A 26,333-nucleotide genomic window follows, 5' to 3' on the forward strand; every position below is an offset into this window, starting at 1 on the left:
CCATCGGATCACTTTTTCGTCCTTTCCCGCACTTTTTTCGACCGTCCACGAATTTATTCGTCCTTCATGGCACTTTTTTCGACTGTCTACGAATTTATTCGTCCTTCATAGCACTTTTTTCGACCGTTCACGAATTTATTCGTCCTTCATGGCACCTTTTTCGACCGTCCACGATTTTATTCGACCTTCATGGCACTTTTTTCGACCGTCCACGATTTTATTCGACCTTCATGGCACTTCAACCCAAACAAACTGAAGGGGGCACTTGTTAAAGTGCCCCCCCTTTTCCAAATGAACAGAAATTGTTAGCAATTCTCCGGCGTACCGGCGTTTTTTGCCGTTTTGAAGGAAGACCCGCAACCGCATGAAGCGATGGCATTTGGGTTTTCGATCGTAAAGCCTCCACCCATCATCGTTTGTTTATAATCAATTACCGTTCCATTCAATATATCTGCATCCCCGTTATCAACAAGGATCTTAATTTCAAACTGTTCCAGCTGGCTATCTTTCTCTCCGGGCTCATTTTCAAAACCCATTCCATAGGATAATCCACTGCAGCCCCCGCCTTTGACGGCCACTCTTAAAAAGGAACCCTCTTCACCATTTTGTTTCATCATTTCTTTTATCTGAAAAGCAGCAGCTTCCGTTATTTGAACAACTTCACTCACAATAAATCCCTCCTTCTTCTTATAAGTGAGATAGAACTATTTCTCTTTATAGTATATACCAAAGAATTTCCCACGCTCAATTTTCCGGCTTGAAAAAATTCATATTCCCGCACCTATTTTACCAACATTATTTAAAAAATGGTTTATAATAAGGTTTGTGGGTATATAGGACTGAATATTTTGACCCAATCAAAAAAATTTAAAGTAAGGGAGGTAATCTCCATCGAAGATATACAGCCTCTATATGACAAAAACATGGAATGCCTTCTATGCAAACAAAAATCAACCACAAAAAGGGTACGATCGCATTTTGTAAAAGTAGCAAAATATGACACGGACTTTTGCCCCATTTATGCTGATTCAGCCGTTAATGCCCTTTACTATAATATTTTTGTTTGCCCTCACTGTGGCTTTTCCTATTCCGATGATTTCTCCCGGTACTTCCCTCAAGCCACAAAGGAAATCATTATGGAAAAGGTAAGCTCCAAGTGGGTTCCCCATCATTTCAGCAATGAGAGATCCATTAAAGACGCTATCAATACTTACAAGCTGGCTAGTTATTGCGGGGCTTTAAAAAAGGAAAAACATATTATCCTGGCCGGAATCCATTTACGGATTGCCTGGCTAAATAGGATCAATCGGTCCAAGGAACAAGAAAAAAGGTTTTTGAGATTCGCACTTAAGGAATATGAAGCATCCTATTCAACGGAGGACTTCAGCGGTACCCAGGTATCTGAAGCCAGAATCCTATATCTCGCTGGCGACATCTCCAAGAGAATAGGGAATGAAAAGGCAGCAATCAAGTATTTTTCGTTAGTATTCGAAAGACAAAGAAATGCCCGTGAAACCTCCATCATCCAGATGGCCAGGGACCGCTTTCAGGAAATTAAGCAAGAACAGGGCAACTCCCCACCCGTTGCTTGAGCTATGAATGGATAAAGCAATGAAAAGGCTGTCCCAGGCAGGAACAGCCTTTTTACGTTGTTGATGATTAAAACATGTCAAATTCATCAATGAACTTATATATTTTATCTACCAATTCATCCGTTGTGTCACCGGAAACCACTTCACCGTTTACAAGCGCATATAAGTTACTGGAGCATTTGCCGCAATATCCCAAACAACCGTATTCTAAGATATCTAAATTCGGATCCCGCTCCAACCTTTCCAGAGCCTCTTGAGCACCGCTAGCCAGATTGCTTACACAAAATTCAATAATCGGGTACATTGTTTCACCTCACAGTTACTAACAAACCATCTTATTACTTTTCCCAATTACAGTCAATATTTACGCATATAAAATAAGCCGATTTTAAGATACAGGTTGTGATTTCCTTTTATATTCGTTATACTTTTGTCGGGGTACGTAAAAAAGAATATTAATTAATTTTTTATTCTTACTACTATTGGGGTATATATATTTAAATAAACTTAAAAGGTTCATTTGGGGAAATCCTATAATGGGATAGTTGTTTTCACAAGTGAGCATTTATCAAATTTTTAAGAGATCAAATAAAGGGGAAAATAATATGAAGAATTTAGTCATACTTGGTGGTGGGTATGGTGGTATGCGCATGTTGCAAAGATTGCTGCCTAATCAGCTTCCTGAAAATGTGAGCATCACGCTTATCGACCGTAATCCTTATCACTGCTTAAAAACGGAATATTATGCTTTAGCAGCAGGTACCATTCCTGATCAGCACATCCGTGTTGCATTTCCTGAACATCCTCGCTTGAAGAACGTATACGGAGAAGTACTTTCCATCGATATGGAAAATAAACAAGTCATTATAGAAAATCAAGACCCTGTCGTTTATGATGATTTAGTCATCGGCCTTGGCTGCGAAGATAAATACCACAATATTCCTGGAGCAGACACACACACCTATAGTATCCAAACAATCGATAAATCACGCAGCACATATTCAGCTTTGAATAATTTAGGGGCTGGTGCAACCGTTTCTATCGTAGGTGGCGGACTTAGCGGTGTTGAGCTTGCAAGTGAATTGATTGAAAGCCGTTCAGATTTAAACGTTAAGCTATTTGACCGTGGACCGCATATTCTATCTGCTTTCCCAGAAAGATTAAGCACATTTGTCGAGTCTTGGTTCGATAAACATACAATCGATATCGTCCATCATTCAAATATAACCAAAGTTGAGCCAAACCTTCTTTATAATGGCGACGAAGCAGTTCAAAGTGACGTCATCGTTTGGACAGCTGGAATTCAGCCAAGCAAAATCATCCGTGATATGGATATTGAAAAAGACCGTCAAGGAAGAGCTGTTCTGACTCCTCAGCATTTCCTTCCTACTAATGACAGCATCTTTGTGGTCGGTGACTGTGCAAGCCTGCCTCATGCACCTAGTGCTCAATTAGCGGAGTCCCAAGCTGAGCAAATCGTCCAGGTCCTTGTGAAAAAATGGGCAAATGAACCACTTCCAGAAAGCTTCCCTACCATGAAATTAAAAGGGACATTAGGTTCTCTTGGGAAGAAACAAGGTTTTGGTCTTGTTGCAAACCGCCCTATTACGGGAAGAGTGGCACGATTAATGAAATCAGGCATTCTCTGGATGTATAAATACCATAACGGTTGATTCCAAACCTTCTTATGCGATTACATTTTATAAAATGACCCATAAATGAGCTGAGCGCAGCTTATTTATGGGTCATTTTCTTTTTTCTTCCATTATATATCACACCTGCATTGTATATCCATGTTTTTCCATAGTTTCTACCACTTTTTTGAGCCGCACATTTCCTTCTTCAATAATTTCATCTTCAATGAGGACCAGTGGATAAAATAAATCTTCTTCGATCATCTTCATGGCAAAGCTCTTTTGCTTCACCTTTTCTGGAGGATTGTATATATCTATATAGGTTATTTTGAATTTCTGCTCAGGGAACTTTCTCGTTAATGCAGCCTCAAGCCACTCACAAGTATCTTTCGAAGAGGGAAGATTTACACAGCTCGCGCAAATTTGCTCCGCTCCATACACTTCTATCTCAATTTCTTTCATTACCATACTCTACCTCCATCATTTTAGTATTTTCACTTCATTTTGCATACTTTTAAGAAACATTCACCTGTTTCCATCTTACCAGAATAATATAGATTATATTTCCGCAAAGTTACAGTTGGATTTTTTACTACCTTCGCATTATAATATGATTAGGAAAGGAGTCGATTGCAATGTCTGAACAAACAATGGAAGTTCAAGTTCAAGAAGTCCTAGATAAACTTCGTCCGTTTCTTCTTCGTGATGGCGGTGACTGTGAACTAGTTGACGTAGAAGATGGAATTGTAAAATTACGATTACTAGGAGCCTGTGGGAGCTGTCCTAGTTCGACCATTACGCTAAAAGCTGGGATTGAGCGTGCCCTTCTTGAAGAAGTCCCTGGTGTAGTGGAAGTTGAACAAGTTTTCTAATAGCCCTTTAAATAACATGCAGCGTATGGATGAAGGATCACCTCATCTATAAACGTTCAACCTTTTTCATGCAGACCGGAACCTTTTCTGGACTGTTATAAAATAAAGCTGACTCGGCTTTTGCCCTATCAAATGATTTGATACGGCTTGACGCGGGTCAGCTTTTTTATAATCTACTTAAATCAAGCATGGCTTACGATTTCAAAAATTTCAATTCCTTTTTTTCTTGTTCCGAAAGGATTGCCGTATGGCTGCCATCATTATCGATTTCCAGCTCTTTCACAAGAAATTCCGGAAATTTCCCCTTCAATCCCGTGAACACACTTTCACATTTTTCTGCGGATGCCAAGCATAAAACAGTAGGACCTGCTCCGCTTAGGGCTGTACCAAATCCGCCTTCTTTATGGACAACTTCTTCTATAAGTGCTAAATGAGGGACTAACCGCGCCCTATAGGGTTGATGGAAACGATCACTTTGCATCATTTTACCAACAATCTTCCAATCTTTGGATAAAATTCCCGCAAGCAAAACATTGGCGGCTGCACTTCCGTTTATCGCTTCTTTATAGGAAAGCGAATTAGGAAGGACATCTCTTGAATCCTCAGTAAGCAATTCAAAATTGGGAATGACTGCAATCACCTTAACTCCTTCGATCGGAAACGAAACGACATCCGTTCCTTCCTCTGTATGCAGACCCACAACCATTCCACCATACACAGATGCCCCTGCATTATCCGGGTGCCCTTCAAAGAGGGAAGCATGCCTATTCTTTTCCTCATCGGATAAATGGAGTTCACCAACGATGTTCGCTAATTCAATACCAGCTACAATGGCAGAGGCACTGCTTCCAAGCCCCCGTGCCAGTGGAATTTCACTAGAGACGAAAAGCCGGCATGGGGATAGTTCCTTTCCATAAAAAGCAGCCGTTTTCTTGGCAATTTGGACGATATAATTACGGTCATCCCTTGGAAAAACAGACATCTCTTCTGAGAGCGGAACGACTTCCCAATGATCTGATGTAGATCCGTGTATTTCCAAGTAAAGTCCTAAGGCCAGGCCGATGGAATCGAATCCTGGTCCTAAGTTGGCCGTACTCGCTGGTACACGGATCAAGAACATCTCGGAATCTGCACTCATGCCTGGTTCACACCTTGCAGATGTTCTAAAATGACCTCTTCATCCATTGGCAACAATGTCGGTTGAATCGTGCTTGTATCGACTGCCACATTCGGATCTTTCAATCCATTTCCTGTAAGTACAGCAACGATCTTGCTTCCTTTTTTGATTTCACCGCTTTTTAATTGTTTATAGATGCCTGCAATGGAGGCACATGATGCTGGCTCAGCAAATACTCCCTCTTTTTTAGCGAGGAAATGATAGGCTTCCAGAATTTCTTCGTCTGTCACCTCATCAATTTTACCTTTGGATTCATTTGCTGCTTCCACAGCGAAGTTCCAACTGGCTGGATTACCAATCCGGATGGCAGTTGCAATCGTTTCGGGGTTTTCGATAATGGTATCCCTGACAATTGCAGCCGCACCTTCCGCTTCGAACCCTCTCATTTCAGGAAGGCCCGTTTGTTTCGATTCATTATATTCTTTAAACCCTTTCCAGTAAGCCGTGATATTACCTGCATTGCCGACTGGGAGCGCCAATATATCCGGTGCAGAGCCGAGAGCGTCACAAATTTCGAAAGCCGCTGTCTTCTGCCCTTCAATCCGATATGGGTTGACCGAATTCACAAGAGTTATCGGTGAGCTCTCACTAAGTGAACGGACGATTTTTAAAGCCTGGTCGAAGTTCCCTTCGATCGAGATGATTTCTGCTCCGTACATAACGGCTTGAGCGAGCTTGCCCATTGCTATTTTGCCTTCTGGAATGACAACGATACAGCGCAGGTTGGCACGAGCGGCATAAGCTGCGGCAGCAGCCGATGTATTCCCAGTAGAAGCACAGATGATCGTGTCGCTACCCGCTTCGATCGCTTTGGCGACGGCCATGACCATTCCGCGGTCTTTAAAAGATCCAGTTGGATTCGCCCCTTCATATTTTACATGTAAGTCGATTCCCCACTCTTCGGATAATCGATTCAGTCTAATTAAAGGTGTATTACCCTCCAAAAGGGATAGTGCAGGTGTATTTTCATTGACAGGTAAAAAATCTTTATATGTGCTTATAAGTCCTTGCCAGCTCATTTGATGTCCTCTCCTTCAACTCTGTATGTGCTCTTCACTTCTTTTACCATATTGTAATCATGTAATTTCTGTATTATTTGCTCAAACGCAGCCAATGTGGCAGTATGCGTAACTAATACGATTTCGGAAGATTCCTTTTCATCCAGCGGCAATTGAAGGATTTTATCGAACCCTACCCCATGCTCGGCAAATAAATTCGTGATTCGGGCTAAAACGCCAACTTCATCCTGAACATGCAATCGAATGAAGAACTTAGCGAAGATCTCAGTTGCAGCTTTTAATTGTTTCGGGTATTGCGGTGAAACCGCACTACGGCCATTTACGCCCAGCCTCATATTCTTGATGACCGTCACCATATCCGAAACGACTGCAGTCGCGGTCGGCAAACTTCCCGCTCCTGGTCCATAAAACATCGTCTCCCCTACAGCTTCACCATAAACGTATACCGCATTATATTCATTATTTACCGATGCTAACGGATGTGACTCCGGAAGAAGTGCAGGCTGGACGCTTACTTCGACCCTATCCCCTGCCCTAGAAGCGACGCCGATCAACTTCATTGTATAGCCAAGCTTTTTACTATATCTCAAATCCTCTTCGGATATCTCGGTGATGCCCTGTACATCCACATCATTCAAGCCAATGTTCATTGAGAACCCGAGTGTGGATAGTATCGCCATTTTACGGGCAGCATCCAATCCTCCTACATCGGCTGTAGGATCGGCTTCAGCGAATCCCAGCTCCTGAGCTTCCTTCAATACGTCATCATAAGCTCTGCCTTCCTTGCTCATTTTCGTTAAAATGAAGTTTGTCGTTCCATTGACGATTCCCATCATTTTCGTGATGCGGTCAGAAGATAATCCATCGACAAGACCGCGTAAAATCGGAATTCCGCCTGCAACACTTGCTTCATAGAATAAATCACATTGATTCTCTGTGGCCAATTCCAGCAGTTCCGGTCCATATAAAGCCATTAGGTCTTTATTGGCCGTAACGATATGCTTTTTATTTTTTATTGCTTCAATCAGATAACCGCGTGTTTCTTCAATTCCACCCATAACTTCAATTACAACATCAATCTCGGGATTCGAAAGGATATCCTCAGGATTGTCAGTTAACATATCTTTTTCAATATCGACAAGCCGCTCCTTCGTCGTGTCTTTGACTAGTATCTTCTTAATGGATATGGAACAGCCCACTTGATGCGTGAGCTTGTCCTGATGACTTTCGATGATTTGTACGACTCCTGATCCGACTGTACCTAACCCCAATAAACCGATCGAGATGGCTTTCATATTTGGTTCCCCCTTAAGAACTGTTTACCTGAAGAAAACATTTGTATTTGTATAGTAGACATTATAAGATTAATTCATATAATTATCAATAGTTAGAAAAGATGGATGTACGAACTTTTTTGTCCATCCCTTGAATGAGTAAGAACGGATAACACTAATTTTTCATGGGAAAACCATTTTGAAGATTATTACTTAACGCTCTTTAATGAATCATTTGTACCCATTACGATATGTGGCTTTTGCAAGGGATCCATCCATTTCAGTAAACTGAGGACGTTCTTTTCGGCAGTGGCTATACATCCCGCCGTCGGCTTTGTTTCGCCTCTCCATATATGAAGAAAGATTGCACTGCCTTTTCCTTTTATGATGGGATTCGTATTATAATTGATGACCGCCCCATACTTATATAGTTCATGATTCATCCTTTCGAAAGACTTCCATTTATCTGCCGGATTCCCTTTATAGGTTTTCCACTCGTTATAATCCTTTGATGTTTGATCATCAATCCAGTAGTCATAATTGGTCGTTTTCCTATAGCTCATTTTCATACCGGCCGGCTTCGTTTCGCTTCCAAAAGCAGTACCAAATGAATAAATCCCAACCGGGGATTTTCCATCGCCCTCTTTTTTGCTCTTCGTGAAGCCGTTCTTCCCAATGACGCCTTCCATCCCCTTTAATGCCCGTCTCCATTCACCTTGTTTCTTTTCATACGTTTGGATCGTGACCTCCGTATCACTCATCGATTTCCCTTTTACCGATACAACTTGGTTAACACCCTTTCTCATATCGAATTTCTTCAGAAGGGTTTTTTCATCGGAACTGAAAACCTCTTTTGCATCTGCCATCTTGATATATGCAGTCTTTTTTGAGTGACAGACCTTATACCAGTTTCCAGTTCTCCCACTTGCCGATAATTCTTTATTTTTGTTATAACTCTTTAATGTTTTACTTCCAGCCGACGCCTTTTCTTTCATATCAGTAGTAGACTTCATGACAATCTTGAATTGAGTTGCTTCGCAACTTATTTTCGTTTCAGCTTTCGCAAGATTTGTCGTCTGGATGACTAAAAGGAATAAAAGGGCCGCCATTATCAATCTTTTCATGGACTCACCTTTCCACATCTTTAAGTAATTCACTTTAAATATCTAACTATTCAAAAAAATCTTGTTATCATCATAACATAGTAATTAAGGATGGATCATATTTCTTTCCTAAATCCAGTCAATTTGAGGTAAATTATATTGCTTGGCCGGAACTTCCGCCAATTCATAAAAATGTTTGAGGAATGATTCATAGTGTTGGGAGGATTTCGTGATCGACGATATTTTGTCCTCCAATTCATTCGACCTTGATTCCGTCGTTTTTGAAAAATACTCTTCTACTGTTTCAAAGTAATGAATGGGAAATAGCATTCTTGAATATAACAACCGGGCTGAAAAGCTGGAGAATTGATCTATAGCCTGATATTCGTGAAAGAAATGGCCAATGCCTTTCTGATGGGTATGTACATTTTGAAAATAGTGTTCCCTCACCCATTCCGCCACATCCCTGGTGCCGTGGTCGAACACCCAATCAAACGGATTTTTCATCCATTTATTGCTTTTCCAGGTATCATGTAAAAAACGTTCATAACATACTGTTCCACTATCGACAATTTGCGGGGTATCATCAATTTCCGTGTCGACCAAATATTGAATCGCATTTTCACCAAGTACCATATAATAGGGAAAGGTTTCTATAAATAATTTTTCAAACTGGTTATCAGGATGGGCATTGAGCTTATCCCTCCAAATCATTTCTAACTGATCGATCCTTTGTTCCCACAGCTCTTTCCATTTACCAATCCTTGAACATGTTCGAATCGTTTCATTAATATTTCTCCCACGCTGGTGAAATCTTGCCAGCCGTCTTCCTGGGTTGAAATTTTTCGGGCCTTCTAAAGCCTGATTGGCAAGAAGGATGAATAATTGTTCATCCGCTTCCGAAACAAAACTTCCATGATTGGCAAGGACAAAGGCCGATACGTAGCGATCTCCTTGTGAAATCAGGTGTTGAGACATTTTATGCCGTTCCACTAATTCCTCCTGCTCCATATTTCCAATGGGAACGATGCTGTAAACCATATTCCCTGAACGGAAGCTTGGAAACCTGCTATTGGTTTCTTCAAGCCCTACCTGTATACCATAATTATTAAAAATGATTTCTTCTATCATGGAATGGCCCCCCTCAATAAATGGATATAATAGAAATATTGGACATCATATACTTATATATATGTGGAATAATCCGTTTTCTGAATGATTATCGAAACCTTATTGGAAATTCGCATTAAAACTGGGTTTTCATTTTAATCAACTAAAAACTGCCGGCATTAGAACTATCCCTTTAAAATATAGAGAAATGGGTGATTACATGGCTAATATTGAACAATCAATTTCTGAACAAACGGCTCGAAGATGGTTAATTGAAAGAGGAGTGAAATTGGAGGATATCGCTGAACTTGTCATGTATTTACAATCAGGTTACCATGAAAATCTCCAAATGGCCGATTGCCTTCACAATGTAGAACGGGTCCTTTCAAAACGCGAGGTCCAAAATGCCATACTGACCGGCATACAGTTGGATATTCTAGCCGAGAAAAAACTGCTCGAGGAACCCTTGCTAAGCATCATTGAAATAGATGAAGGCCTATATGGGGTGGATGAAATATTAGCTTTTTCTATTGTGAATGTTTACGGATCCATCGGCTTTACTAATTATGGTTTCATCGATAAGCAAAAGCCGGGTATCTTAAAATATTTGAACGATAAAAGCACAGGTAAGGTAAATACCTTTCTAGATGATATTGTCGGAGCAATTGCAGCTGCCGCTTCAAGCCGGCTTGCCCACAGAACCGAAAATGCAGAATAGTAAGCCAAATTCATTTCATTGATTTTCACTGTTTTGCGACATAAAAAAACCAGGGCTGCTTTCGCAGGCCTGGTTTTTTCATTCGAAGCGCCATAGGTCGAGCGTGTCCACCACATGCGTCGGCTGCTCCTTATATTGCTTCAAGCGTTCTTTGGTCGTTACCCCAGTATGTACAAGCAATGTGTCGATCCCTGCATTAATGCCGGCGAGGATATCCGTATCATAGTTATCCCCAACCATGATTGTCTCTTCTTTAGGTACCCCTAATACTCTTAGAGCCTGTTCCACTATGACGGATTCAGGTTTTCCAATGAAAATCGGCTGTACCTGAGTCGAAACGGAAACAACGGATGTCAAAGCACCATTCCCCGGCAAAAGGCCTTGTTCAGTAGGAATGGCAATATCGCCATTTGTTGAAATGAAAACTGCGCCATTTCTAACTGCAAGGCAGGCTTTTGACAACTTTTCATAATTGATGCCGCGGTCGATGCCCATTACCAAAAAGTCTGGATGCTCATCCACAAGCTTCATTCCTTTTTCCTTGAGAGCCTCGATAATGCCTTCTTCACCCACTACATAGACCGATGCAGCTTCCTTTTGTTCAGCTATGTAATTCGCTGTGGCCATGCTTGTCGTGAAAACCTGATCATCTTCCGTTGATATGCCGATGCTTCTCAATTTATCCGCTACCTGTGCCGGAGTCCGGGACGAGTTGTTGGTGACGAATAAATAAGGGATATCCCTTTTTTTTAGGTCATTTATAAAACCTGCAGCTTCCGCAATTTGTTCAGTCCCGCGATACATGGTGCCATCTAAGTCAATTAAATACCCTTTATACGACTTCATTTGAATTCGCCTTCCTAACAATACTAGTTTTTAAAAGCAGATACAGGTCCCAATTCGTTTGTTAAATAGTTCCTCACCAAATTCGGGAATTGCTTAAATGCCGCGATATTTTCCGAGAATACCTTATGCAGTTCGTTGTGATCAACTTCAATGAAGTCTTGAACCAGCATTTTCCTTAGCGGCAAAACCTTTTTAAATTGTATCGCTTTTTCTTCTGAAATGACTTTTTCATCATGAAGGATATCGATAATATCTTCGTAACTTCCCGGATCACGCATAATAAAACCATCAATTACTGCATTTCCTACATCCAACACGGAATCGATGGAAGTCTGTATGAGCCTTTCAGCGATAAGTTCCTCAATGTCTCCATCCCAATTATCATGCCCTTCAAAAAGCCCAAGCTGCTTTTCAAGAAAACCTAATATTTGTTCAATCTTTTGGCGGTCTACAAAGTACATTTTTTCCAGATCCTTTCTGATCTAAGATGATATAGGAAGCATTACTATGGTTGATTGGCCAGCCGAGTTATAACCCTGTACCAAAACAACCTTGTTCCTTGATAATACCATAGCTTCTCCCCTACTCTCAATTCCTTCAGCCACAACCTTTGAACCGATCCCTCTACTAAACATCGGCAGAAACGTACATTGACTTCTTTACAGGGGTCGCATTTCCCGTCCTCCATTGAAATAAAAGTAACCAAAATTACGTCCCATTTGCATTCTTGACAATTTTCCTTTAATCGACGAAAACTCTCTCGCGGCATGATTGCTGGACGATCCTAATGCATCAAGACGCGTGACGAAGTTCCTCCACCTTTGGAAGCCCGAAAATGTCTGTTCCCCTATTGAAGTCACTTTGTTATGATGGAATTACAAATGTGAACATAAGAAGGGAATGATATTATGGAAGATCGTTTTTATTTATACAATGACGTCGTTGATTCAAAAACCCGGTTCATAAGTTTCATGGGCGAAGAATCAAGATTCGATTTGGCCATTACGACAACTGATCGTTTTTATGGGAAGAAACTTGTTTTAAATATGCAGAGTAACCGATTCGCGATCATTGGACCTGATGATTTAGAAGAGGAAGGCTATCTTGAGCATGCCTTTCAGTTGTCAGAAGCGGAAGCGGAAGAATTAAGTCACTTTTTAATGGAAATCGTCTGAAAGCTGAAGTTTTTTTCTTAATCGGGAAAACCTACTGAATGTACGATTACATGAGGGGGGATTACCTTGGGCAAAGAAGAGGAAATATACCACGATTTCTCCAATGTCGAAAAACAGCGGGATTATTTAATTCCTGAAGAATTTCCCGAAGGACCTTTTGGATCATCCAGAGCAAAGGATGAACCAGTTCAAAATAAAAACACGCCATGGCAGGAAGGGCAACGATATCAAAGTGCCTTTAATTTTGAAAATAAATCGTTGCACGAAGACTTACCTCGAAAATATCCTGGTGCTCATCCGACACATGATGATCCAGAAAACCATGAGCAGCCTCCTTATAAAGGATACGGAAGCTCTTAATATGGAAGGCCAGAGTAAATTCTGGCCTTTTTCATTTCTTTATTTTCTTCATGACGAAATATGGACAGCCAAAATTGCAGTATTCATATAAATATTCAGTAAGCGTGCTTATTTTTGTATCGAAGGTCGCTTTCTGATTAGAATCATCAAAAAATCCACGCAGCCTCAATTGGCCGTAACCCCAATCGCCTACAATATAATCATACTTCGTTAAAATCTCACTGTATCTGGCTTTAAACGCTTCTTCGTTATAGCCTTCCCTTTCATCCTCGATTATTTCATAGGTCATGTTATTGATGTTAATCATTGCTTTCACCTCTCAAAAATACATTCCTTCTTAAATTATAACTGATTCCCCATCAATTACTAAGCGAAAAATAGAGAAATATGTTCATCCTAAAGTTACGGGGGTGTTATTGATGAAAAAAACGATAATAACAATAGGTTTAAGTTCGATTATTGCACTGACCGGATGTTCTAATAAACATGATCAGGGGCTTGGTGCAAAAAATCATGCTGGTAACCCAACAAACGTAAATAATCCGACCCAATATTATGACGAGGATTATCGCAATCATGACAATAAAAGTGATGATTTCGGTTTTACCCGCACCAATAGTACAACCATTGACGGCCGTAACATTTCTAACAAGGCTGCTTCCATTGACCGTGAACAATTGTCTGATGTCATTTCTAAGCTCAGTGTACAGATTCCAAATGTCAATGATGCGGCTACCCTCGTAACGGATGAGGAAGTTCTTGTTGTATACGATACAAATACCAAGGATCGGACTGAAACCGCTGACCAAGTTAAACGAACAGCTATGTCCGTCGTTCCTCGCTACTATCACGTCTACGTCAGTGATGATTTTCAAAACCTTTCCCAAGATGTCGAGAATTTCGCTACATTGAAATCCGGCAGCAAAGGGATCGACTATACGATTGAACAAACCATCAAAAGAATGCTGAAATCGCCTCAAGGATACAAAATGAGTAACGCAGAAAATGAAAACGGAGAAATGGTTAACGATAAAAGGGATCATCACGATAACATCAATCAAAAAATGGATAACCGTTAATTAAAAATGAAAGGACCGAATTTTTCGGTCCTTTATTTCACTCTATTTCAATAATTCTTCACCTTTGGTTTGCTTATGTTTAGCCGCTGCATTAACCTGTTCGTCCGCATGGTAGGAAGAACGGACAAGCGGGCCGGATTCACAATGGCTGAATCCTTTTTCCAATGCACGTTCCTTCAATTCGGCAAACTCCTCAGGCGTGTAGTATTTCAGCACCTTCAAATGCTTTTTAGTCGGCTGCAAATACTGGCCGATCGTCATGATATCCACATTATTAGCCCTTAGGTCATCCATCGTTTCGAGGATTTCCTCCCGTGTTTCTCCAAGGCCGACCATTAAGCTGGACTTTGTCGGAATCTCCGGATACAGTTCTTTGGCTCTTCTTAAAAGCTCCAATGAACGTTCGTATTTAGCTTGAGCCCGTACACGGTCGGATAGACTTCTGACTGTCTCTATATTATGGTTCAGAATGTCTGGTTTAGCATCCATCAAAGTCTTAATATTTTCATGCACCCCGCCCATATCCGACGGTAATACTTCAATTGATGTAAATGGATTCTTGCGTCGGATGGCACGGACCGTTTCAGCAAAAACTTCAGCGCCTCCATCCTTTAAATCGTCACGGGCAACAGCTGTAATGACAACATGCTTTAAATTCATCAGAACAACGGAATCCGCAACACGCTCTGGTTCAGCCCAGTCCAATTCATTAGGACGTCCGGTTGTAACTGCACAAAAACGGCATGCCCTTGTACAGATTTCACCTAAGATCATGAATGTGGCCGTTCTTCTCACTGCCCAGCATTCGTGAATATTCGGACATTTCGCCTCTTCACAAACTGTATGAAGATTTTTTTCCCGCATCATATTTTTTAAACCGAGGTAGTTTTCATTAGTATTAAGCTTTATTTTTAACCAATCTGGTTTACGAAGAATTTCTTTATTTGTAGAAGACATGAAAATGTCACTCCATTCTATAGAAATTAACACACCCTACTTTAACAATAAAAAAGCATTTATACAAGTTATAGTTGGTTTCCCATTATTTATTTTTCATGTTTAAAGCCAAATCAGCAAAACTATAAAAGATGGACTGATGTCTTTATAAATTGGAGATTCTCATGAAAGGAGTTGCCCCGTTGAAAAAATTATTTCTTCTTATCATAACTTGTTTGTTTATTTTGGATGCATCAAGCCAAATGGTTAATGCCGCTGATACCCCTGAAGTTTATGCAGGAAGAATGGCGCTTTATAGAAACATGGAAGCTACCCTGCAAATCCCATGGTATTACCTTGCTGGCGCTGATCAATATGAGCACAGCCTAAGGGCTGCCAGACGGGATTTAGAGCCGGCAAAGGGTTTAATTGGCATCAATATCGAGCCTTCAAAGTGGGGTGGGGCTCTCAATCCTCACTTAAACGATGTGAACCCGCTAACGATCACCTTTTTTGATGGGTTGGGCCAGGATGGGAATGGCGATGGCAAAGCTGATGTTACTAATGACACCGATCGATTATACGCTTTTTCGAAGCATCTCCATACTTATGGTTCAGATGAAGATAATATCCGGATCGGCTTATGGGAATATTATAAACGAGATAAAGCCGTCAGCATCATTATCGGCAATGCGAAGATTTATAAGAAATATGGCCGGCTGGATTTACAGGAAAAAGCCTTTCCAGTTCCAGTACGGACCCATTATACGTATTTAAATACATGGGGAAGCGCTCGTGGATGGGGCGGAAGGAGAATCCATGAGGGTACAGATATATTTGCGGATTATAGCCTTCCTGTTCGGTCAACGAGCTATGGAATCATTGAAATGAAAGGCTGGAATAAATTCGGGGGTTGGCGGATTGGGATACGGGATTTAAATAATACGTATCATTACTTTGCCCATTTAAGCGGATTTGCCGAAGGATTGAAAGTCGGACAAGTCGTCGAGCCCGGACAAATCATCGGAGGTGTAGGCAGTACAGGTTACGGCCCTCCTGGAACTGCGGGTAAATTCCCTCCGCATCTTCATTATGGGATGTACAAAGACAATGGAATCACAGAATGGAGCTTTGACCCTTACCCTTATTTAAAAATGTGGGAAAGGAAGGATTTAGCTAAAAAACAAAAGTGAGCGGCGACGAATTTCTCGCTGCTTTTTTTTGATTCGAACATAAACCCCCGAACTTGATGCATAGGTATTAGTAAAGGGGGCTAAAGCGTGTTCCGAAAAAGATTTCGAACAAAGAAATTCCGAAAAAAGGGGCCTCTTCCCACCCGAAAAGTTTTCCTCTACTCATTTATCCTTTTTATCATATCAAGCATCATGACTCTTTGGTATGTTGATAAATCAATTGAACCGGTGATCATGAGTGTAGCCGAATATGAAATCAAACGGATTGCAACGGAAACGATTCATGAATCTGTAGATGAGAATATATCCAAGATTGATATGAACAAAATCATCACCAACAACGAGGGTGGTAAGGACTCCAGTTCTTCCTATAGCTTCAATCCGGTCATATACAGTGAATTGCGCGCTAACATTACAAAGGATATTCAAAACAAGCTTGGCATCGAACAGGGAAATCCTTTTAAAAAGGGTTCCTCCAAAATAAATGATGAACAATATAAAAGTGTAGTCTATTATATACCATTGGGTGTCGTAACCGGGAATAACCTCCTTTCCAACTATGGACCTGAAATCCCAGTGAAAATGTCAGTCATCGGTAATGTTGAATCGGATTTGAAGACAAAATTGACAAACGCAGGCATCAATAATGTGTATTATGAATTGATTGTGGATTTTGATGTCAATATTCAAATCGTCATCCCCTCCTTCACTAAAGAGACCAAGGTCAGTCAGGAAGTGACAGTGGGCAGCTTGCTAATTGAGGGTGATGTACCAAGTTATTATAGTAACGGAAACGGTTCGGTGGCACCTGCCATCATGAAGGAAAACAAGGAATAAAAAAACCAGCTTATCCTTGAGTTTAGGCTGGTTCTTGTATATTGAGACATTTCATGATCAGCAAATGCAGGCTTTTATTCAAATCCACTTCATAGGACTCTTTTACCTGTTCCCCATTTTCTTCAAGTATCCTTATCGGTCCCCTATCCCCTCATTCTGAGCGGATACGACACCTTTTCTCCCATCATTCAATTCTACGGATAGACCATTTGGATAGATGGCAACTGCCCGGCGGAATGCCTCGATGATCGTATTGTCGAATTTTTTCCCGATTCCCGCATAAAGGATTTCCAACCCCTGATGAGGCAGCATGGCCTTACGGTAAACCCGATTGGAAGTCACGGCATCAAACACATCGGCAACGGCAATGATCTTGCCGAAATAATGGATTTCATCCCCTTTTATTCCACGTGGATATCCAGATCCATCAAGCCTTTCATGATGCTGATAGGCACAATTTGCAACTAAATGTGAAACGGTATGAACATTTTTGATTAGATGAAATCCATAATCGGCATGTTTTTGGATTTGTCTAAATTCCTTTTCCGTTAACTTACCGGGTTTATGGAGGATTCCCAAAGGTATGAACATTTTGCCGACATCATGTAAAATCGCTCCCAGCCCAAGAATTTCGAGATTCTTATTATTAATATTCAACTCCATCCCGATTGCCAGGGTATATAGGGTCACATTGAAGGAATGAGTAAAGATATAGTCATCGTATGTATAAACATCCGCCAATATAGTCAATAACTCATTATTCCTATTGAGCTCGTCCATGATGTTTCGGACGATTTGAGTGAACTTGACGTTAGGTTGCTCCATCGTGAAAGATCCATCAAGGTTCATTTCGTTTTTCATGTCCAGGAAAGTGGTTTCAATCCTATTAATGGCTTCTCTCCTTAGGTTCCCGAATACTGGTGGCATTGGAATAATGTCATCCGTCCTAGAATCTTGAATGTAAACTAAAGGAATATTAAGGGATACCAGTCGAGCGATCATTTTCTGCGTTAATGTAAGACCCTCACACAAGAGGATATGGCCCTGCTCATTATAAATGGCTTTTCCGAGCCTGGCTCCAGGGCTCAGGGACTTTGTAATAGCTAGCCTCATACTTGTACTCCATTTCCCAATTCAATATTTGTAAATCAAACCGTTCCTTTATAAGGGTTATCGGAAAATATCCTTATAAATGAATCCGTTTAAAAATATTTATTGAAAAATATTGACTATTTTCTTGGTGAATTAAAACAAGGCCCCCTTCTGGATAAAAGAAAGCCCACCACTTCAAATCATTTTGATTAATGCCTCTTTACCAATCATTCCTGGATAAATGCCTTTTTCCACAGCTTCCCAGGTAACTGATTCAAGCGGCGCTTCCAAAAGCTCATCAATCGATTTAACTCCTGTAGCCCTGCCTGCAAGGATTTTACGATCTCTCAATTTATCATTCAGCAGCGCTACATCCAACGCACCGCACATTATATATCCTTTATCGGAAGCGACGGCAAGTAAATTCGTTTTGGGCAGTCGGACAGAAATGGCTAGGAATGTATGATTATCAAGTATTATTGGTATCATGCTAATCATTGGGTTCGCCCCTTTCTTCCTCATACTTTATGAATGAAAAGGCGAAACCGTGATTTAGCGTTAGGCATCTGTATATATTTTTTTCAACTTCCATAAAAGGATATCCCGTAAGAATTCCGGTAATAGATATTTCTTGCGATTTGTGCGCTGAATACTTGGAAAAAAGTGCCCAAACGTGAACATATCAGGTATTGCCAGTTTATAGGACTTATCAGTCTCCAGTTTCTCCCCTTTTATCAATATCCCTTTTACGATTCCATTCTCCATTTCGTTAAATTCAATTTGATCATAATTCATGACGCCCATGATTTTTCCCCGGAAACCGAAACCTTTCACCTGAATGTGTGGCCACTCCTCATTTCTCGATTGCATTAAGATTTCTTTTAATTCATTCCCATTAACTTCAACGATGCAAGGATTGATGGGGTGTGGACAGATTCTGTGAATATCCCCTTTTGTGACAGGTCCCTTTGGCAATCCATCGAGCAGAAGACCCGCATTCAAAAAGGTGCAATCCGCCTGACTCCACTCCCTTAAGGCCTCACCAAGGATTTTCGTCAAAGCACTTACTTTGAACCAATCATTTTCCAGCGCTTCCGGTAAGTCAACTACGACCTGTTTTAGCGTTTCCCCACCGGCCTGATACATTGCTTCAATCCATGGTCGTTCATTCTCTAATTCCGAAAAGTCATTCGTATCATAGAGAATGGCACTCTTCTTGCTAATTCTCTTTTCCTGATTGACGGTCATTTCCACCTGCCCAACAAAAAAACCATATTTCCCTGCACCGCATAGGAGTGTATCATTGATCAATTTCCCTTGGTGAAGGATGTGGTGGGTATGCGCGCCAAGTATGACGTCAATCTCCGGAAAGTCCGCTGCCATCCGCTCATCATCATGGATGCCCAGGTGAGAAAGGATGATGATTACATCTGCCTCTGTTCTAACCCTTTCTAGTTGTTCCTTTAACTCAACGAATGGTTCTGTTAATTCCCAGCCCATCGCAGAATAAAACTTTTGAAAAAAAGCTGTCAGACCTATCAAGGCAATTTTGGTGCCTTTTACCGTTGTATGTATCCAATATGGCAGCGCCCATTCCGGCCTTTCATTATCCCCATAATAAATATTGGCTGCCAAGACCTTGAACCTTGCATGATCATATAAGGAGTCTAACGCATCATGAGGTAAAGTGATCCCTTCATTATTGCCGATGGTTACATATTGGTAGCCCGCTTCATTCAGAAGTTCAATATTTCCTTTACCCAACGTACCTTCTGTATATGGATGCCAGCGATCCACATGGTCTCCTATATCAAGTATGATTGCCTCTTCTCCCGTTTCTTGATGAAGTTGTCTTCTTTCTTTAAGAAACTTATCAATACGAGGCCAATTTTCAAAATGACTATGGAGATCATTGGTGTGATATAAATGAATGATTTCTGACATCATTTTTCCTCCTCGTTTATCCTGTAATACTTTGGTATATAAGACGTAAACCAATGATTATCAGTACTATTTTCAACATATTTTCAAGTGCCCCGCTCTTTAGGCGCGTATTGATGTAAGCCCCTAATTTAGCACCGAACCATGCACCTGGGATCAGGGCAAAAGCATATGGCCAATTTACATTTCCAAGGGAAATATGTGTAATCGAATTTGTGACCGAAGATAGAAATACCATGAACATCGAAGTCGCTACAGCCATATGCGGAGGGAAGAAGAAAAGAAGCATCATTACAGGAACCATTAAGGCTCCACCGCCAATTCCAAATAACCCGGAGCTGAATCCCACGACAAATGTAATCGATACAGCTATCAGGGGATGGTAACCATAAGAAAATGAATGTCCATTTTCAGTTTTATACGTCTTAACTATTTTCGCTTTACCAGGCTTGAAAACCATTGGCTTCAAACGGTTTTTCACTAATAACACGATAGCCATGAAAATCATGAAAGCTCCAAAGTACAATGAAAAAGCTTCGACATTAAGGTTTTTATTCACATAGGCTCCTATTATTCCACCAGGTGCACTGCCTATAAAGAAGATTAAGCCTGCCTTATAATCCACCACTTTATGTTTTAAATAAGATAAAGTAGAAGATAAGCCGGTAAAAATCATGATCACCGTTGAAACACCGACGGCGATCTGAGGTGTCAGTTCTTCTATTATATTTGTAGATGCACCTAAATATAAAAGAGAAGGCACAATGATGATGCCGCCGCCCAGACCGACAAGAGAGCCAATTGAACCCGCTAATAATCCGATACCCACTAATACTAACCATACCATAAAGAAATCCGCCTTTACCTGTTTGTGAGGATATTACCTCTTACTTGCTTGTCATACCATCTCTTTATTCATTATATAATGCGTCTTAAAACAAACCAAGCTGCCGGGGAGCCAGTCCTTCATATTCTATACCAAGCAACTCAATCATTTGTTTGGCATTATCAGCGGCATCTCCGCCTGAGTTATTATTGAACAGGACATATATCTCCTTGGATTCCTTTTCCAATATCCTGATTTTCTCCACCCATTCATTCAATTCCTGATGATTATATCGGTATAAGTACCTGACCTCACGCCAATTATCACCCGAAGAAGGTCTCTGCCAACCATGCAGGTTACGTCCATGAAAGCGGATCAGCGTTTTATCTTCATGGGTGGAATGGAGGACGATAGGAATGGATCCCTCCCCAGCCTGAGGCTCATCGCATACAGTGTGGACCCAACCCTCCTTTTGGATGAAGTCCAGGGATTGCTGGACCATGTTGGGTCTGTACCAGCTTTGATTCCGAAATTCTATGGCAGCTGGAATATCGCCCATTTCAGCTTTACACCATCTCAGGTAATTTACATTTTTACGTTTACAATCAAACCATGGCGGAAACTGAAATAGGATCATCGCGAGCTTGCCGGACTTCTGATAAGCTTCTAGAGAGTCCCGAAAGGCCTTGAACATTTCCTTTTTACTTTCAAATGGAATTTCCCCACGCTGATGTCCCGTCATCCCTTGATAGGCTTTAACGACAAACTGGAATGACGCTGGTGTCTCGGATATCCACTTTTCACTGTTCCTCTTTGGCTGGATTGCATAAAATGAGGCATCCACCTCCACAATGGGAAAATGAGCCCCATACTCTTTGAGTTTATCACGTTGCGACACACCGCCATGATACAAACTATCATGATCCCCCCAACCGGTCACACCAACATATATCATCTGACCATCACTCCTTTCGGGACAGGCCCCATTTCCTGGCTACTATTTTTTACCCTTGTATACCATATTCAATCTTTGATAAGGGTGTCGAATATCACTTTCCAAAACAAAAAGCCTGCCAAGTCTCCCTGGCAGGCTTTTTGTATGAATGGGTTATTCTAAATCGCCTTACAGGCATGACAGTCGGTTATTATCCGATGGAGCCTTCCATTTCGAACTTGATCAGACGGTTCATTTCAACCGCATATTCCATCGGAAGTTCTTTTGTAAATGGTTCGATGAAGCCCATTACGATCATTTCCGTTGCTTCTTGCTCAGAAATTCCGCGGCTCATCAAGTAGAACAATTGTTCTTCAGATACTTTGGAAACCTTCGCTTCGTGTTCAAGGGAAATGTTGTCATTCAAGATTTCATTATAAGGGATTGTATCAGATGTAGACTGATTATCCATGATTAATGTATCACATTCAATGTTCGAACGAGCTCCATCCGCTTTACGTCCGAAGTGAACGATACCGCGATATGTTACTTTACCGCCTTGTTTAGAAATTGATTTTGATACGATAGTTGAAGATGTATTTGGCGCCAGGTGAATCATTTTTGCCCCAGCATCTTGGTGCTGGCCTTTTCCGGCAATGGCAATGGATAATGTCATACCGCGGGCACCTTCACCTTTTAAGATGACAGCAGGATATTTCATTGTCAATTTAGAACCGATGTTACCATCAATCCATTCCATAGTTGCGTTAGCATCACAGACCGCACGTTTCGTAACCAGGTTAAACACGTTGTTTGCCCAGTTTTGGATCGTCGTGTAACGGCAGTAAGCATCTTTTTTAATGACTATTTCAACAACCGCACTATGAAGGGAGTTAGTTGTATATACAGGTGCTGTGCAACCTTCTACATAGTGAACGGATGCGCCTTCATCAACAATGATTAGCGTACGTTCGAATTGACCCATGTTTTCAGAGTTGATTCGGAAATAAGCTTGAAGCGGAGTATCCACTTTAACGCCTTTTGGTACATAGATGAAAGATCCGCCTGACCAAACCGCCGAGTTCAATGCCGAGAATTTATTGTCAGTAGGCGGAATAGTTTTTCCAAAATGCTCACGGAAGATATCTTCATTTTCACGAAGTGCTGAGTCCGTATCTTTAAACACGATACCCAAATCTTCCAATTCAACTTTCATGCTATGGTAAACCACTTCAGATTCATATTGAGCGGATACGCCTGCAAGATATTTTTGTTCGGCCTCAGGAATTCCCAACTTATCAAAAGTCTGTTTGATTTCATCAGGAACTTCATCCCAAGATTTTTCCGATTTCTCTGATGGTTTAACATAGTATGTGATTTCATCAAAGTTCAAGCTCTGCATGTCGCCGCCCCATTGAGGCATTGGCATGTTGTAAAAATGCTCCAATGATTTCAAACGGAAATCAAGCATCCATTGCGGTTCATCCTTCATTCGAGAAATCTCTTCCACGATTTCTTTTGTCAGACCGCGCTTTGAACGGAAGATGGAAACATCTTTATCCGCAAAGCCATATTTATAATCGCCGATTTCAGGCATTTTCTTTGCCATAGCTCGTATTCCTCCATTTCAAATGGCTGAATTACAACAGCTCATTTTAATTTAATTATTCCTTCAATCCCTTTTCCATGGCCTTCCAAGCTAACGTCGCACACTTGATTCGGGCAGGGAATTTAGAAACACCTTGAAGGGCTTCAATATCCCCAAGGTCCATATCATCATCGTATTCTTTTCCCTGAATCATTAAGGAAAAAGTCTCGGACATGGCTAAAGCAGTTTCAACGTCTTTGCCCTTAATGGCTTGAGTCATCATGGAAGCTGAACTCATGGATATCGAACAACCGTCACCATCGAATTTAACATCGTTGACTTTTCCATCTTCAATCTTCATCGTTAATCGAATCCGATCACCGCAAGTTGGATTGTTCATGTCAATCGTCATGCTACCATCCTCTAGCATGCCCTTATTACGTGGTTTCTTATAATGATCCATAATGACCTGACGGTAAAGTGTATCTAAGTTATCAAAAGACATTGCTGAAATACTCCTTCGTTTTAACAAGCCCGGACACAAGCTTATCAATATCTTCTTCCGTGTTATAGAGATAGAAACTTGCTCTTGCTGTCGAGGACACGTCAAGCCATTTCATTAATGGCTGTGCGCAGTGATGACCGGCACGGACAGCAATTCCATCTGCATCAAGTACGGTAGCGACATCATGTGGATGTACGTCATTAATATTAAAGGTTACTACACCCGCACGTTTTTCTGAATCTTTTGGACCGTATATCGTCAGCCCTTCAACTGCAGACATTTTCTCCATCGCATAAGCGGCGAGTTTATGTTCGTGCCGTTCAATATTATCCAAGCCGATTTCTACCAAGAAATCAATCGCAGCCCCAAGGCCGATGGCACCTGCAATGATAGGGGTTCCGCCTTCGAATTTCCACGGGAGTTCTTTCCATGTAGACTCATACAAACCTACAAAATCAATCATCTCACCGCCGAATTCAATCGGCTCCATTTTTTCCAGAAGTTCTTTTTTGCCATATAATGCGCCGATACCAGTTGGGCCGACCATTTTATGACCTGAGAAGGCAAAGAAATCACAATCCAGATCACGGACATCCACTTTTAGGTGCGGCGTGCTTTGCGCCCCGTCGACTACCATTATAGCACCGTGTTCATGGGCGATTTGCGCGATTTCCTTCACAGGATTGATAACACCAAGTACATTCGAAACCTGCATGATGGAAACGATTTTCGTTGCGTCCGTAATTGTTGCCCTCACATCATCAAGGGAAATCGTACAATCCTCCTGAAGCGGAATATACTTCAGTACAGCGCCTTTTTCTTTGGCAAGCTGCTGCCACGGAATGATATTACTATGATGCTCCATGTAGGAGATGACGATTTCGTCACCCGCTTTAATATTTGCACCACCGTAACTTCTTGCTACAGTATTTAAAGAAGTCGTTGTACCTCTAGTGAAGATGATTTCTTCTGTAGAAGAAGCATTAATGAACTTACGTACCTTTTCACGTGCACCTTCATACGCATCCGTAGCTTTTGTTCCTAGTGTATGCACCCCGCGGTGAACATTCGAGTTGTATCCGCGGTAATATTGCTCAATCGCTTCAATCACTGCAGCCGGTTTTTGAGAGGTTGCAGCACTATCTAAATAAACTAATGGCTGACCATTGACTTCTTGATCTAATATTGGAAAAAGCTTACGAATTTCGTATGGGTTCATTACTGTACTTTCCTTTCAATGACCGCTACTAATTGTTTTTTAACTCCCTCAATAGGAAGCTGGTTAACAACAGGGGCCAAGAATCCGTGAATGACAAGTCTTTCTGCTTCTTTCTTTGTAATACCACGGCTCATTAAATAATACAGTTGAAGCGGGTCAACACGACCGACGGAAGCAGCATGACCAGCCGTTACATCATCTTCATCAATCAAGAGGATTGGATTGGCGTCACCGCGTGCTTTTTCACTCAGCATCAGTACGCGTGATTCTTGTTCGGCATTAGCCTTTGTAGCACCAAACTCTATTTTCCCAATTCCATTAAAAATAGAGGATGCTGCGTCTTTCATTACACCGTGCTTAAGGATATAGCCCTCAGAGCGTTTGCCAAAATGAATAATGGCTGTCGTAAAGTTCTGTTTTTGTTCCCCGCGTCCGACAACAACGGATTTAGTATCACCGTGAGAGCCATCGCCCATTAGATATGTTGTATTATCTGAAATCGTATTTCCATCGTTCATCAGGCCAAGTGCCCATTCGATACGAGCGTCACGCCCTGCCACTCCACGACGGTTAACATATGTCGTAAAGCCTTTTGAAAGTGTATCGACCGCTCCGTATTCCACTTTTGCATTCGCATTCGCAAATACTTCCGTTACGATATTGGCAATGCCTTCGTTAGATTCAACATTTGAGAAATAGTTCTCCACGTATGTTACCGAGCTGTTATCTTCCGCTACGATCAATACATGGTTGAAAAGTGCAGTATCTGGATTATCCAACAAGAATACCGCTTGAATCGGCTCTTTGATTTCTACATTTTTCGGAACATAAAGGAATGCTCCCCCATTAACTAATGCAGCATGCAATGCTGTTAAACGATGCTCATCTATTTTAACGCCGTCTTTCATGAAATACTTTTGCACAAGCTCGGAATGGTCACGTGCCGCTGTGAAAATATCCGTAAAAATGACGCCTTGTTCTTTCACATTTGCTGACAGATTGATATGTGCCGGCGTATTGTTGCGTTGAATGTATAAGTTTCCGTTTTCTTCAATGATGGCTTTGATTTCTTCCGGAAGCTCCTCTTTAGAGGCAAAAGCTTCACTTTCAACCGCGTGGGTCTTGAAAGAAGTAAAATTCCATTTGTCGATTTTCGTTTTATCCGGCTTTGGCATCGGGAGCTTTTCAAATTCAGAAAACGCTTGAATCCGAAGCTCGGAAAGCCAAGCTGGCTCATTATTTTTAGTTGAATAAGAGCTTATATCCTCTTGTTCAAACGGTAATTTCGTTTCTGTAGTCATTG

At 41.2% G+C, this 26,333-nt stretch carries 30 protein-coding genes; 9 read left to right on the forward strand and 21 right to left on the reverse strand.

The window, feature by feature from the left end:
• Positions 1-305: 305 nt before the first annotated feature.
• Positions 306-668 carry a HesB/IscA family protein gene (locus ACFX4L_RS00330; RefSeq protein WP_061465461.1) on the reverse strand — a complete coding sequence of 121 codons (363 nt, stop codon included), beginning with the start codon at positions 666-668 and terminating at the stop codon, positions 306-308.
• Positions 669-806: 138 nt separating this feature from the next.
• Here ACFX4L_RS00330 and ACFX4L_RS00335 point away from each other — a divergent pair, with 138 nt between their 5' ends.
• Positions 807-1,592: a DUF2225 domain-containing protein gene (locus ACFX4L_RS00335; protein WP_377403502.1), complete on the forward strand. Its 786-nt coding sequence runs from the start codon at positions 807-809 to the stop codon at positions 1,590-1,592.
• A 67-nt stretch (positions 1,593-1,659) separates the two neighbouring features.
• On the opposite strand, the gene ACFX4L_RS00340 is transcribed toward ACFX4L_RS00335, so the two are convergent.
• The gene (locus ACFX4L_RS00340) at positions 1,660-1,896 is read right to left on the reverse strand and encodes a YuzB family protein (RefSeq protein ID WP_061465463.1); all 237 of its coding nucleotides are present in this window, start codon (positions 1,894-1,896) and stop codon (positions 1,660-1,662) included.
• A 301-nt stretch (positions 1,897-2,197) separates the two neighbouring features.
• Here ACFX4L_RS00340 and ACFX4L_RS00345 point away from each other — a divergent pair, with 301 nt between their 5' ends.
• Positions 2,198-3,265: an NAD(P)/FAD-dependent oxidoreductase gene (locus ACFX4L_RS00345; RefSeq protein WP_061465464.1), complete on the forward strand. Its 1,068-nt coding sequence runs from the start codon at positions 2,198-2,200 to the stop codon at positions 3,263-3,265.
• 99 nt (positions 3,266-3,364) lie between these two features.
• Here ACFX4L_RS00345 and ACFX4L_RS00350 read toward each other — a convergent pair whose 3' ends face one another.
• The gene (locus tag ACFX4L_RS00350) at positions 3,365-3,694 is read right to left on the reverse strand and encodes a YuzD family protein (RefSeq protein ID WP_377403506.1); all 330 of its coding nucleotides are present in this window, start codon (positions 3,692-3,694) and stop codon (positions 3,365-3,367) included.
• Between the two features lie 167 nt (positions 3,695-3,861).
• On the opposite strand from ACFX4L_RS00350, the gene ACFX4L_RS00355 reads away from it, so the two are divergent.
• Positions 3,862-4,098, forward strand: a complete 237-nt coding sequence (locus ACFX4L_RS00355) for a NifU family protein (protein WP_034310199.1) — start codon at positions 3,862-3,864, stop codon at positions 4,096-4,098.
• Between the two features lie 193 nt (positions 4,099-4,291).
• On the opposite strand, the gene thrB is transcribed toward ACFX4L_RS00355, so the two are convergent.
• The 5 genes from thrB to yutH all read right to left on the reverse strand — a co-directional run bounded on the left by thrB (position 4,292) and on the right by yutH (position 9,802).
• Positions 4,292-5,236: a homoserine kinase gene (thrB, locus tag ACFX4L_RS00360; protein WP_284469329.1), complete on the reverse strand. Its 945-nt coding sequence runs from the start codon at positions 5,234-5,236 to the stop codon at positions 4,292-4,294.
• Positions 5,233-6,294, reverse strand: a complete 1,062-nt coding sequence (gene thrC, locus ACFX4L_RS00365) for a threonine synthase (RefSeq protein ID WP_061465467.1) — start codon at positions 6,292-6,294, stop codon at positions 5,233-5,235. Before thrC ends, thrB begins: the two co-directional genes overlap by 4 nt.
• Entirely contained in the window at positions 6,291-7,589 is a 1,299-nt protein-coding gene (locus ACFX4L_RS00370) for a homoserine dehydrogenase (protein WP_284469328.1), read from the reverse strand. The genes thrC and ACFX4L_RS00370 overlap by 4 nt, the downstream gene beginning before the upstream one ends.
• A gap of 188 nt (positions 7,590-7,777) precedes the next feature.
• Positions 7,778-8,692, reverse strand: a complete 915-nt coding sequence (locus tag ACFX4L_RS00375; protein WP_377380680.1) for a L,D-transpeptidase family protein — start codon at positions 8,690-8,692, stop codon at positions 7,778-7,780.
• Positions 8,693-8,800: 108 nt separating this feature from the next.
• The gene (gene yutH, locus ACFX4L_RS00380) at positions 8,801-9,802 is read right to left on the reverse strand and encodes a spore coat putative kinase YutH (RefSeq protein ID WP_377380682.1); all 1,002 of its coding nucleotides are present in this window, start codon (positions 9,800-9,802) and stop codon (positions 8,801-8,803) included.
• A gap of 199 nt (positions 9,803-10,001) precedes the next feature.
• On the opposite strand from yutH, the gene ACFX4L_RS00385 reads away from it, so the two are divergent.
• Entirely contained in the window at positions 10,002-10,499 is a 498-nt protein-coding gene (locus ACFX4L_RS00385; protein ID WP_061465470.1) for a phosphatidylglycerophosphatase A family protein, read from the forward strand.
• A 78-nt stretch (positions 10,500-10,577) separates the two neighbouring features.
• Here ACFX4L_RS00385 and ACFX4L_RS00390 read toward each other — a convergent pair whose 3' ends face one another.
• Both ACFX4L_RS00390 and ACFX4L_RS00395 read right to left on the reverse strand, forming a co-directional pair.
• On the reverse strand, positions 10,578-11,345 hold the full coding sequence (locus tag ACFX4L_RS00390) for a TIGR01457 family HAD-type hydrolase (protein ID WP_284469325.1): 768 nt from the start codon (positions 11,343-11,345) through the stop codon (positions 10,578-10,580).
• Positions 11,346-11,368: 23 nt separating this feature from the next.
• A complete protein-coding gene (locus ACFX4L_RS00395) occupies positions 11,369-11,806 on the reverse strand; it encodes a DUF86 domain-containing protein (RefSeq protein ID WP_061465472.1) in 438 nt (145 codons plus the stop codon).
• A gap of 447 nt (positions 11,807-12,253) precedes the next feature.
• Here ACFX4L_RS00395 and ACFX4L_RS00400 point away from each other — a divergent pair, with 447 nt between their 5' ends.
• Together ACFX4L_RS00400 and ACFX4L_RS00405 are read left to right on the forward strand one after the other, a co-directional pair.
• Positions 12,254-12,520, forward strand: a complete 267-nt coding sequence (locus tag ACFX4L_RS00400; RefSeq protein WP_061465473.1) for a DUF3055 domain-containing protein — start codon at positions 12,254-12,256, stop codon at positions 12,518-12,520.
• A 66-nt stretch (positions 12,521-12,586) separates the two neighbouring features.
• Positions 12,587-12,880: a hypothetical protein gene (locus ACFX4L_RS00405; protein WP_061465474.1), complete on the forward strand. Its 294-nt coding sequence runs from the start codon at positions 12,587-12,589 to the stop codon at positions 12,878-12,880.
• A 31-nt stretch (positions 12,881-12,911) separates the two neighbouring features.
• On the opposite strand, the gene ACFX4L_RS00410 is transcribed toward ACFX4L_RS00405, so the two are convergent.
• Positions 12,912-13,187, reverse strand: coding sequence for a YutD family protein (locus ACFX4L_RS00410; protein WP_061465475.1), 276 nt, complete (start codon positions 13,185-13,187; stop codon positions 12,912-12,914).
• Between the two features lie 112 nt (positions 13,188-13,299).
• On the opposite strand from ACFX4L_RS00410, the gene ACFX4L_RS00415 reads away from it, so the two are divergent.
• Positions 13,300-13,959, forward strand: a complete 660-nt coding sequence (locus tag ACFX4L_RS00415) for a YhcN/YlaJ family sporulation lipoprotein (RefSeq protein ID WP_317777283.1) — start codon at positions 13,300-13,302, stop codon at positions 13,957-13,959.
• Positions 13,960-14,001: 42 nt separating this feature from the next.
• On the opposite strand, the gene lipA is transcribed toward ACFX4L_RS00415, so the two are convergent.
• Positions 14,002-14,916 (reverse strand): lipoyl synthase, encoded by a 915-nt coding sequence (gene lipA, locus ACFX4L_RS00420; RefSeq protein ID WP_125162574.1) that lies wholly within the window; start codon positions 14,914-14,916, stop codon positions 14,002-14,004.
• Between the two features lie 164 nt (positions 14,917-15,080).
• Here lipA and ACFX4L_RS00425 point away from each other — a divergent pair, with 164 nt between their 5' ends.
• The gene (locus ACFX4L_RS00425; RefSeq protein WP_377380690.1) at positions 15,081-16,088 is read left to right on the forward strand and encodes a M23 family metallopeptidase; all 1,008 of its coding nucleotides are present in this window, start codon (positions 15,081-15,083) and stop codon (positions 16,086-16,088) included.
• An 87-nt stretch (positions 16,089-16,175) separates the two neighbouring features.
• Positions 16,176-16,925, forward strand: coding sequence for a sporulation protein YunB (yunB, locus tag ACFX4L_RS00430; RefSeq protein WP_061465479.1), 750 nt, complete (start codon positions 16,176-16,178; stop codon positions 16,923-16,925).
• Positions 16,926-17,057: 132 nt separating this feature from the next.
• Here the strand turns inward: yunB and ACFX4L_RS00435 are convergent, their stop codons facing one another.
• The 9 genes from ACFX4L_RS00435 to sufD all read right to left on the reverse strand — a co-directional run bounded on the left by ACFX4L_RS00435 (position 17,058) and on the right by sufD (position 26,331).
• On the reverse strand, positions 17,058-18,038 hold the full coding sequence (locus ACFX4L_RS00435) for an HD-GYP domain-containing protein (RefSeq protein ID WP_377403509.1): 981 nt from the start codon (positions 18,036-18,038) through the stop codon (positions 17,058-17,060).
• 174 nt (positions 18,039-18,212) lie between these two features.
• The gene (locus ACFX4L_RS00440; protein ID WP_061465481.1) at positions 18,213-18,515 is read right to left on the reverse strand and encodes a YunC family protein; all 303 of its coding nucleotides are present in this window, start codon (positions 18,513-18,515) and stop codon (positions 18,213-18,215) included.
• A 60-nt stretch (positions 18,516-18,575) separates the two neighbouring features.
• Positions 18,576-19,961 carry a bifunctional metallophosphatase/5'-nucleotidase gene (locus ACFX4L_RS00445; RefSeq protein ID WP_377380696.1) on the reverse strand — a complete coding sequence of 462 codons (1,386 nt, stop codon included), beginning with the start codon at positions 19,959-19,961 and terminating at the stop codon, positions 18,576-18,578.
• Positions 19,962-19,977: 16 nt separating this feature from the next.
• Positions 19,978-20,805, reverse strand: coding sequence for a sulfite exporter TauE/SafE family protein (locus ACFX4L_RS00450; protein ID WP_284469321.1), 828 nt, complete (start codon positions 20,803-20,805; stop codon positions 19,978-19,980).
• 85 nt (positions 20,806-20,890) lie between these two features.
• Complete coding sequence (locus ACFX4L_RS00455; RefSeq protein WP_377403511.1) at positions 20,891-21,739, reverse strand: DUF72 domain-containing protein; 849 nt, start codon at positions 21,737-21,739, stop codon at positions 20,891-20,893.
• Positions 21,740-21,929: 190 nt separating this feature from the next.
• Positions 21,930-23,327, reverse strand: a complete 1,398-nt coding sequence (gene sufB, locus ACFX4L_RS00460; RefSeq protein WP_144478059.1) for a Fe-S cluster assembly protein SufB — start codon at positions 23,325-23,327, stop codon at positions 21,930-21,932.
• 55 nt (positions 23,328-23,382) lie between these two features.
• Positions 23,383-23,811 carry a Fe-S cluster assembly sulfur transfer protein SufU gene (gene sufU, locus ACFX4L_RS00465; RefSeq protein WP_284469319.1) on the reverse strand — a complete coding sequence of 143 codons (429 nt, stop codon included), beginning with the start codon at positions 23,809-23,811 and terminating at the stop codon, positions 23,383-23,385.
• Positions 23,801-25,030 (reverse strand): cysteine desulfurase, encoded by a 1,230-nt coding sequence (locus tag ACFX4L_RS00470; protein WP_377403514.1) that lies wholly within the window; start codon positions 25,028-25,030, stop codon positions 23,801-23,803. The genes sufU and ACFX4L_RS00470 overlap by 11 nt, the downstream gene beginning before the upstream one ends.
• A complete protein-coding gene (gene sufD / locus ACFX4L_RS00475; protein WP_061465488.1) occupies positions 25,030-26,331 on the reverse strand; it encodes a Fe-S cluster assembly protein SufD in 1,302 nt (433 codons plus the stop codon). Before sufD ends, ACFX4L_RS00470 begins: the two co-directional genes overlap by 1 nt.
• Between the last annotated feature and the right edge of the window lie 2 nt (positions 26,332-26,333).

Origin of the sequence: Peribacillus sp. YIM B13482 (assembly GCF_042787975.1) — a bacterium.
Taxonomy (GTDB): Bacteria; Bacillota; Bacilli; order Bacillales; family DSM-1321; genus Peribacillus; species Peribacillus simplex_A.

Coding starts and splice junctions, on each gene's coding strand:
- ACFX4L_RS00335 (WP_377403502.1), top strand. CDS start 807: ATGGTTTATAATAAGGTTTGTGGGTATATAGGACTGAATATTTTGACC.
- ACFX4L_RS00340 (WP_061465463.1), bottom strand. CDS start 1,896: ATGTACCCGATTATTGAATTTTGTGTAAGCAATCTGGCTAGCGGTGCT.
- ACFX4L_RS00345 (WP_061465464.1), top strand. CDS start 2,198: ATGAAGAATTTAGTCATACTTGGTGGTGGGTATGGTGGTATGCGCATG.
- ACFX4L_RS00350 (WP_377403506.1), bottom strand. CDS start 3,694: ATGGTAATGAAAGAAATTGAGATAGAAGTGTATGGAGCGGAGCAAATT.
- ACFX4L_RS00355 (WP_034310199.1), top strand. CDS start 3,862: ATGTCTGAACAAACAATGGAAGTTCAAGTTCAAGAAGTCCTAGATAAA.
- thrB (WP_284469329.1), bottom strand. CDS start 5,236: ATGAGTGCAGATTCCGAGATGTTCTTGATCCGTGTACCAGCGAGTACG.
- thrC (WP_061465467.1), bottom strand. CDS start 6,294: ATGAGCTGGCAAGGACTTATAAGCACATATAAAGATTTTTTACCTGTC.
- ACFX4L_RS00370 (WP_284469328.1), bottom strand. CDS start 7,589: ATGAAAGCCATCTCGATCGGTTTATTGGGGTTAGGTACAGTCGGATCA.
- ACFX4L_RS00375 (WP_377380680.1), bottom strand. CDS start 8,692: ATGAAAAGATTGATAATGGCGGCCCTTTTATTCCTTTTAGTCATCCAG.
- yutH (WP_377380682.1), bottom strand. CDS start 9,802: ATGATAGAAGAAATCATTTTTAATAATTATGGTATACAGGTAGGGCTT.
- ACFX4L_RS00385 (WP_061465470.1), top strand. CDS start 10,002: ATGGCTAATATTGAACAATCAATTTCTGAACAAACGGCTCGAAGATGG.
- ACFX4L_RS00390 (WP_284469325.1), bottom strand. CDS start 11,345: ATGAAGTCGTATAAAGGGTATTTAATTGACTTAGATGGCACCATGTAT.
- ACFX4L_RS00395 (WP_061465472.1), bottom strand. CDS start 11,806: ATGTACTTTGTAGACCGCCAAAAGATTGAACAAATATTAGGTTTTCTT.
- ACFX4L_RS00400 (WP_061465473.1), top strand. CDS start 12,254: ATGGAAGATCGTTTTTATTTATACAATGACGTCGTTGATTCAAAAACC.
- ACFX4L_RS00410 (WP_061465475.1), bottom strand. CDS start 13,187: ATGATTAACATCAATAACATGACCTATGAAATAATCGAGGATGAAAGG.
- ACFX4L_RS00415 (WP_317777283.1), top strand. CDS start 13,300: ATGAAAAAAACGATAATAACAATAGGTTTAAGTTCGATTATTGCACTG.
- lipA (WP_125162574.1), bottom strand. CDS start 14,916: ATGTCTTCTACAAATAAAGAAATTCTTCGTAAACCAGATTGGTTAAAA.
- ACFX4L_RS00425 (WP_377380690.1), top strand. CDS start 15,081: ATGAAAGGAGTTGCCCCGTTGAAAAAATTATTTCTTCTTATCATAACT.
- ACFX4L_RS00435 (WP_377403509.1), bottom strand. CDS start 18,038: ATGAGGCTAGCTATTACAAAGTCCCTGAGCCCTGGAGCCAGGCTCGGA.
- ACFX4L_RS00440 (WP_061465481.1), bottom strand. CDS start 18,515: ATGATTAGCATGATACCAATAATACTTGATAATCATACATTCCTAGCC.
- ACFX4L_RS00445 (WP_377380696.1), bottom strand. CDS start 19,961: ATGTCAGAAATCATTCATTTATATCACACCAATGATCTCCATAGTCAT.
- ACFX4L_RS00450 (WP_284469321.1), bottom strand. CDS start 20,805: ATGGTATGGTTAGTATTAGTGGGTATCGGATTATTAGCGGGTTCAATT.
- ACFX4L_RS00455 (WP_377403511.1), bottom strand. CDS start 21,739: ATGATATATGTTGGTGTGACCGGTTGGGGGGATCATGATAGTTTGTAT.
- sufB (WP_144478059.1), bottom strand. CDS start 23,327: ATGGCAAAGAAAATGCCTGAAATCGGCGATTATAAATATGGCTTTGCG.
- sufU (WP_284469319.1), bottom strand. CDS start 23,811: ATGTCTTTTGATAACTTAGATACACTTTACCGTCAGGTCATTATGGAT.
- ACFX4L_RS00470 (WP_377403514.1), bottom strand. CDS start 25,030: ATGAACCCATACGAAATTCGTAAGCTTTTTCCAATATTAGATCAAGAA.
- sufD (WP_061465488.1), bottom strand. CDS start 26,331: ATGACTACAGAAACGAAATTACCGTTTGAACAAGAGGATATAAGCTCT.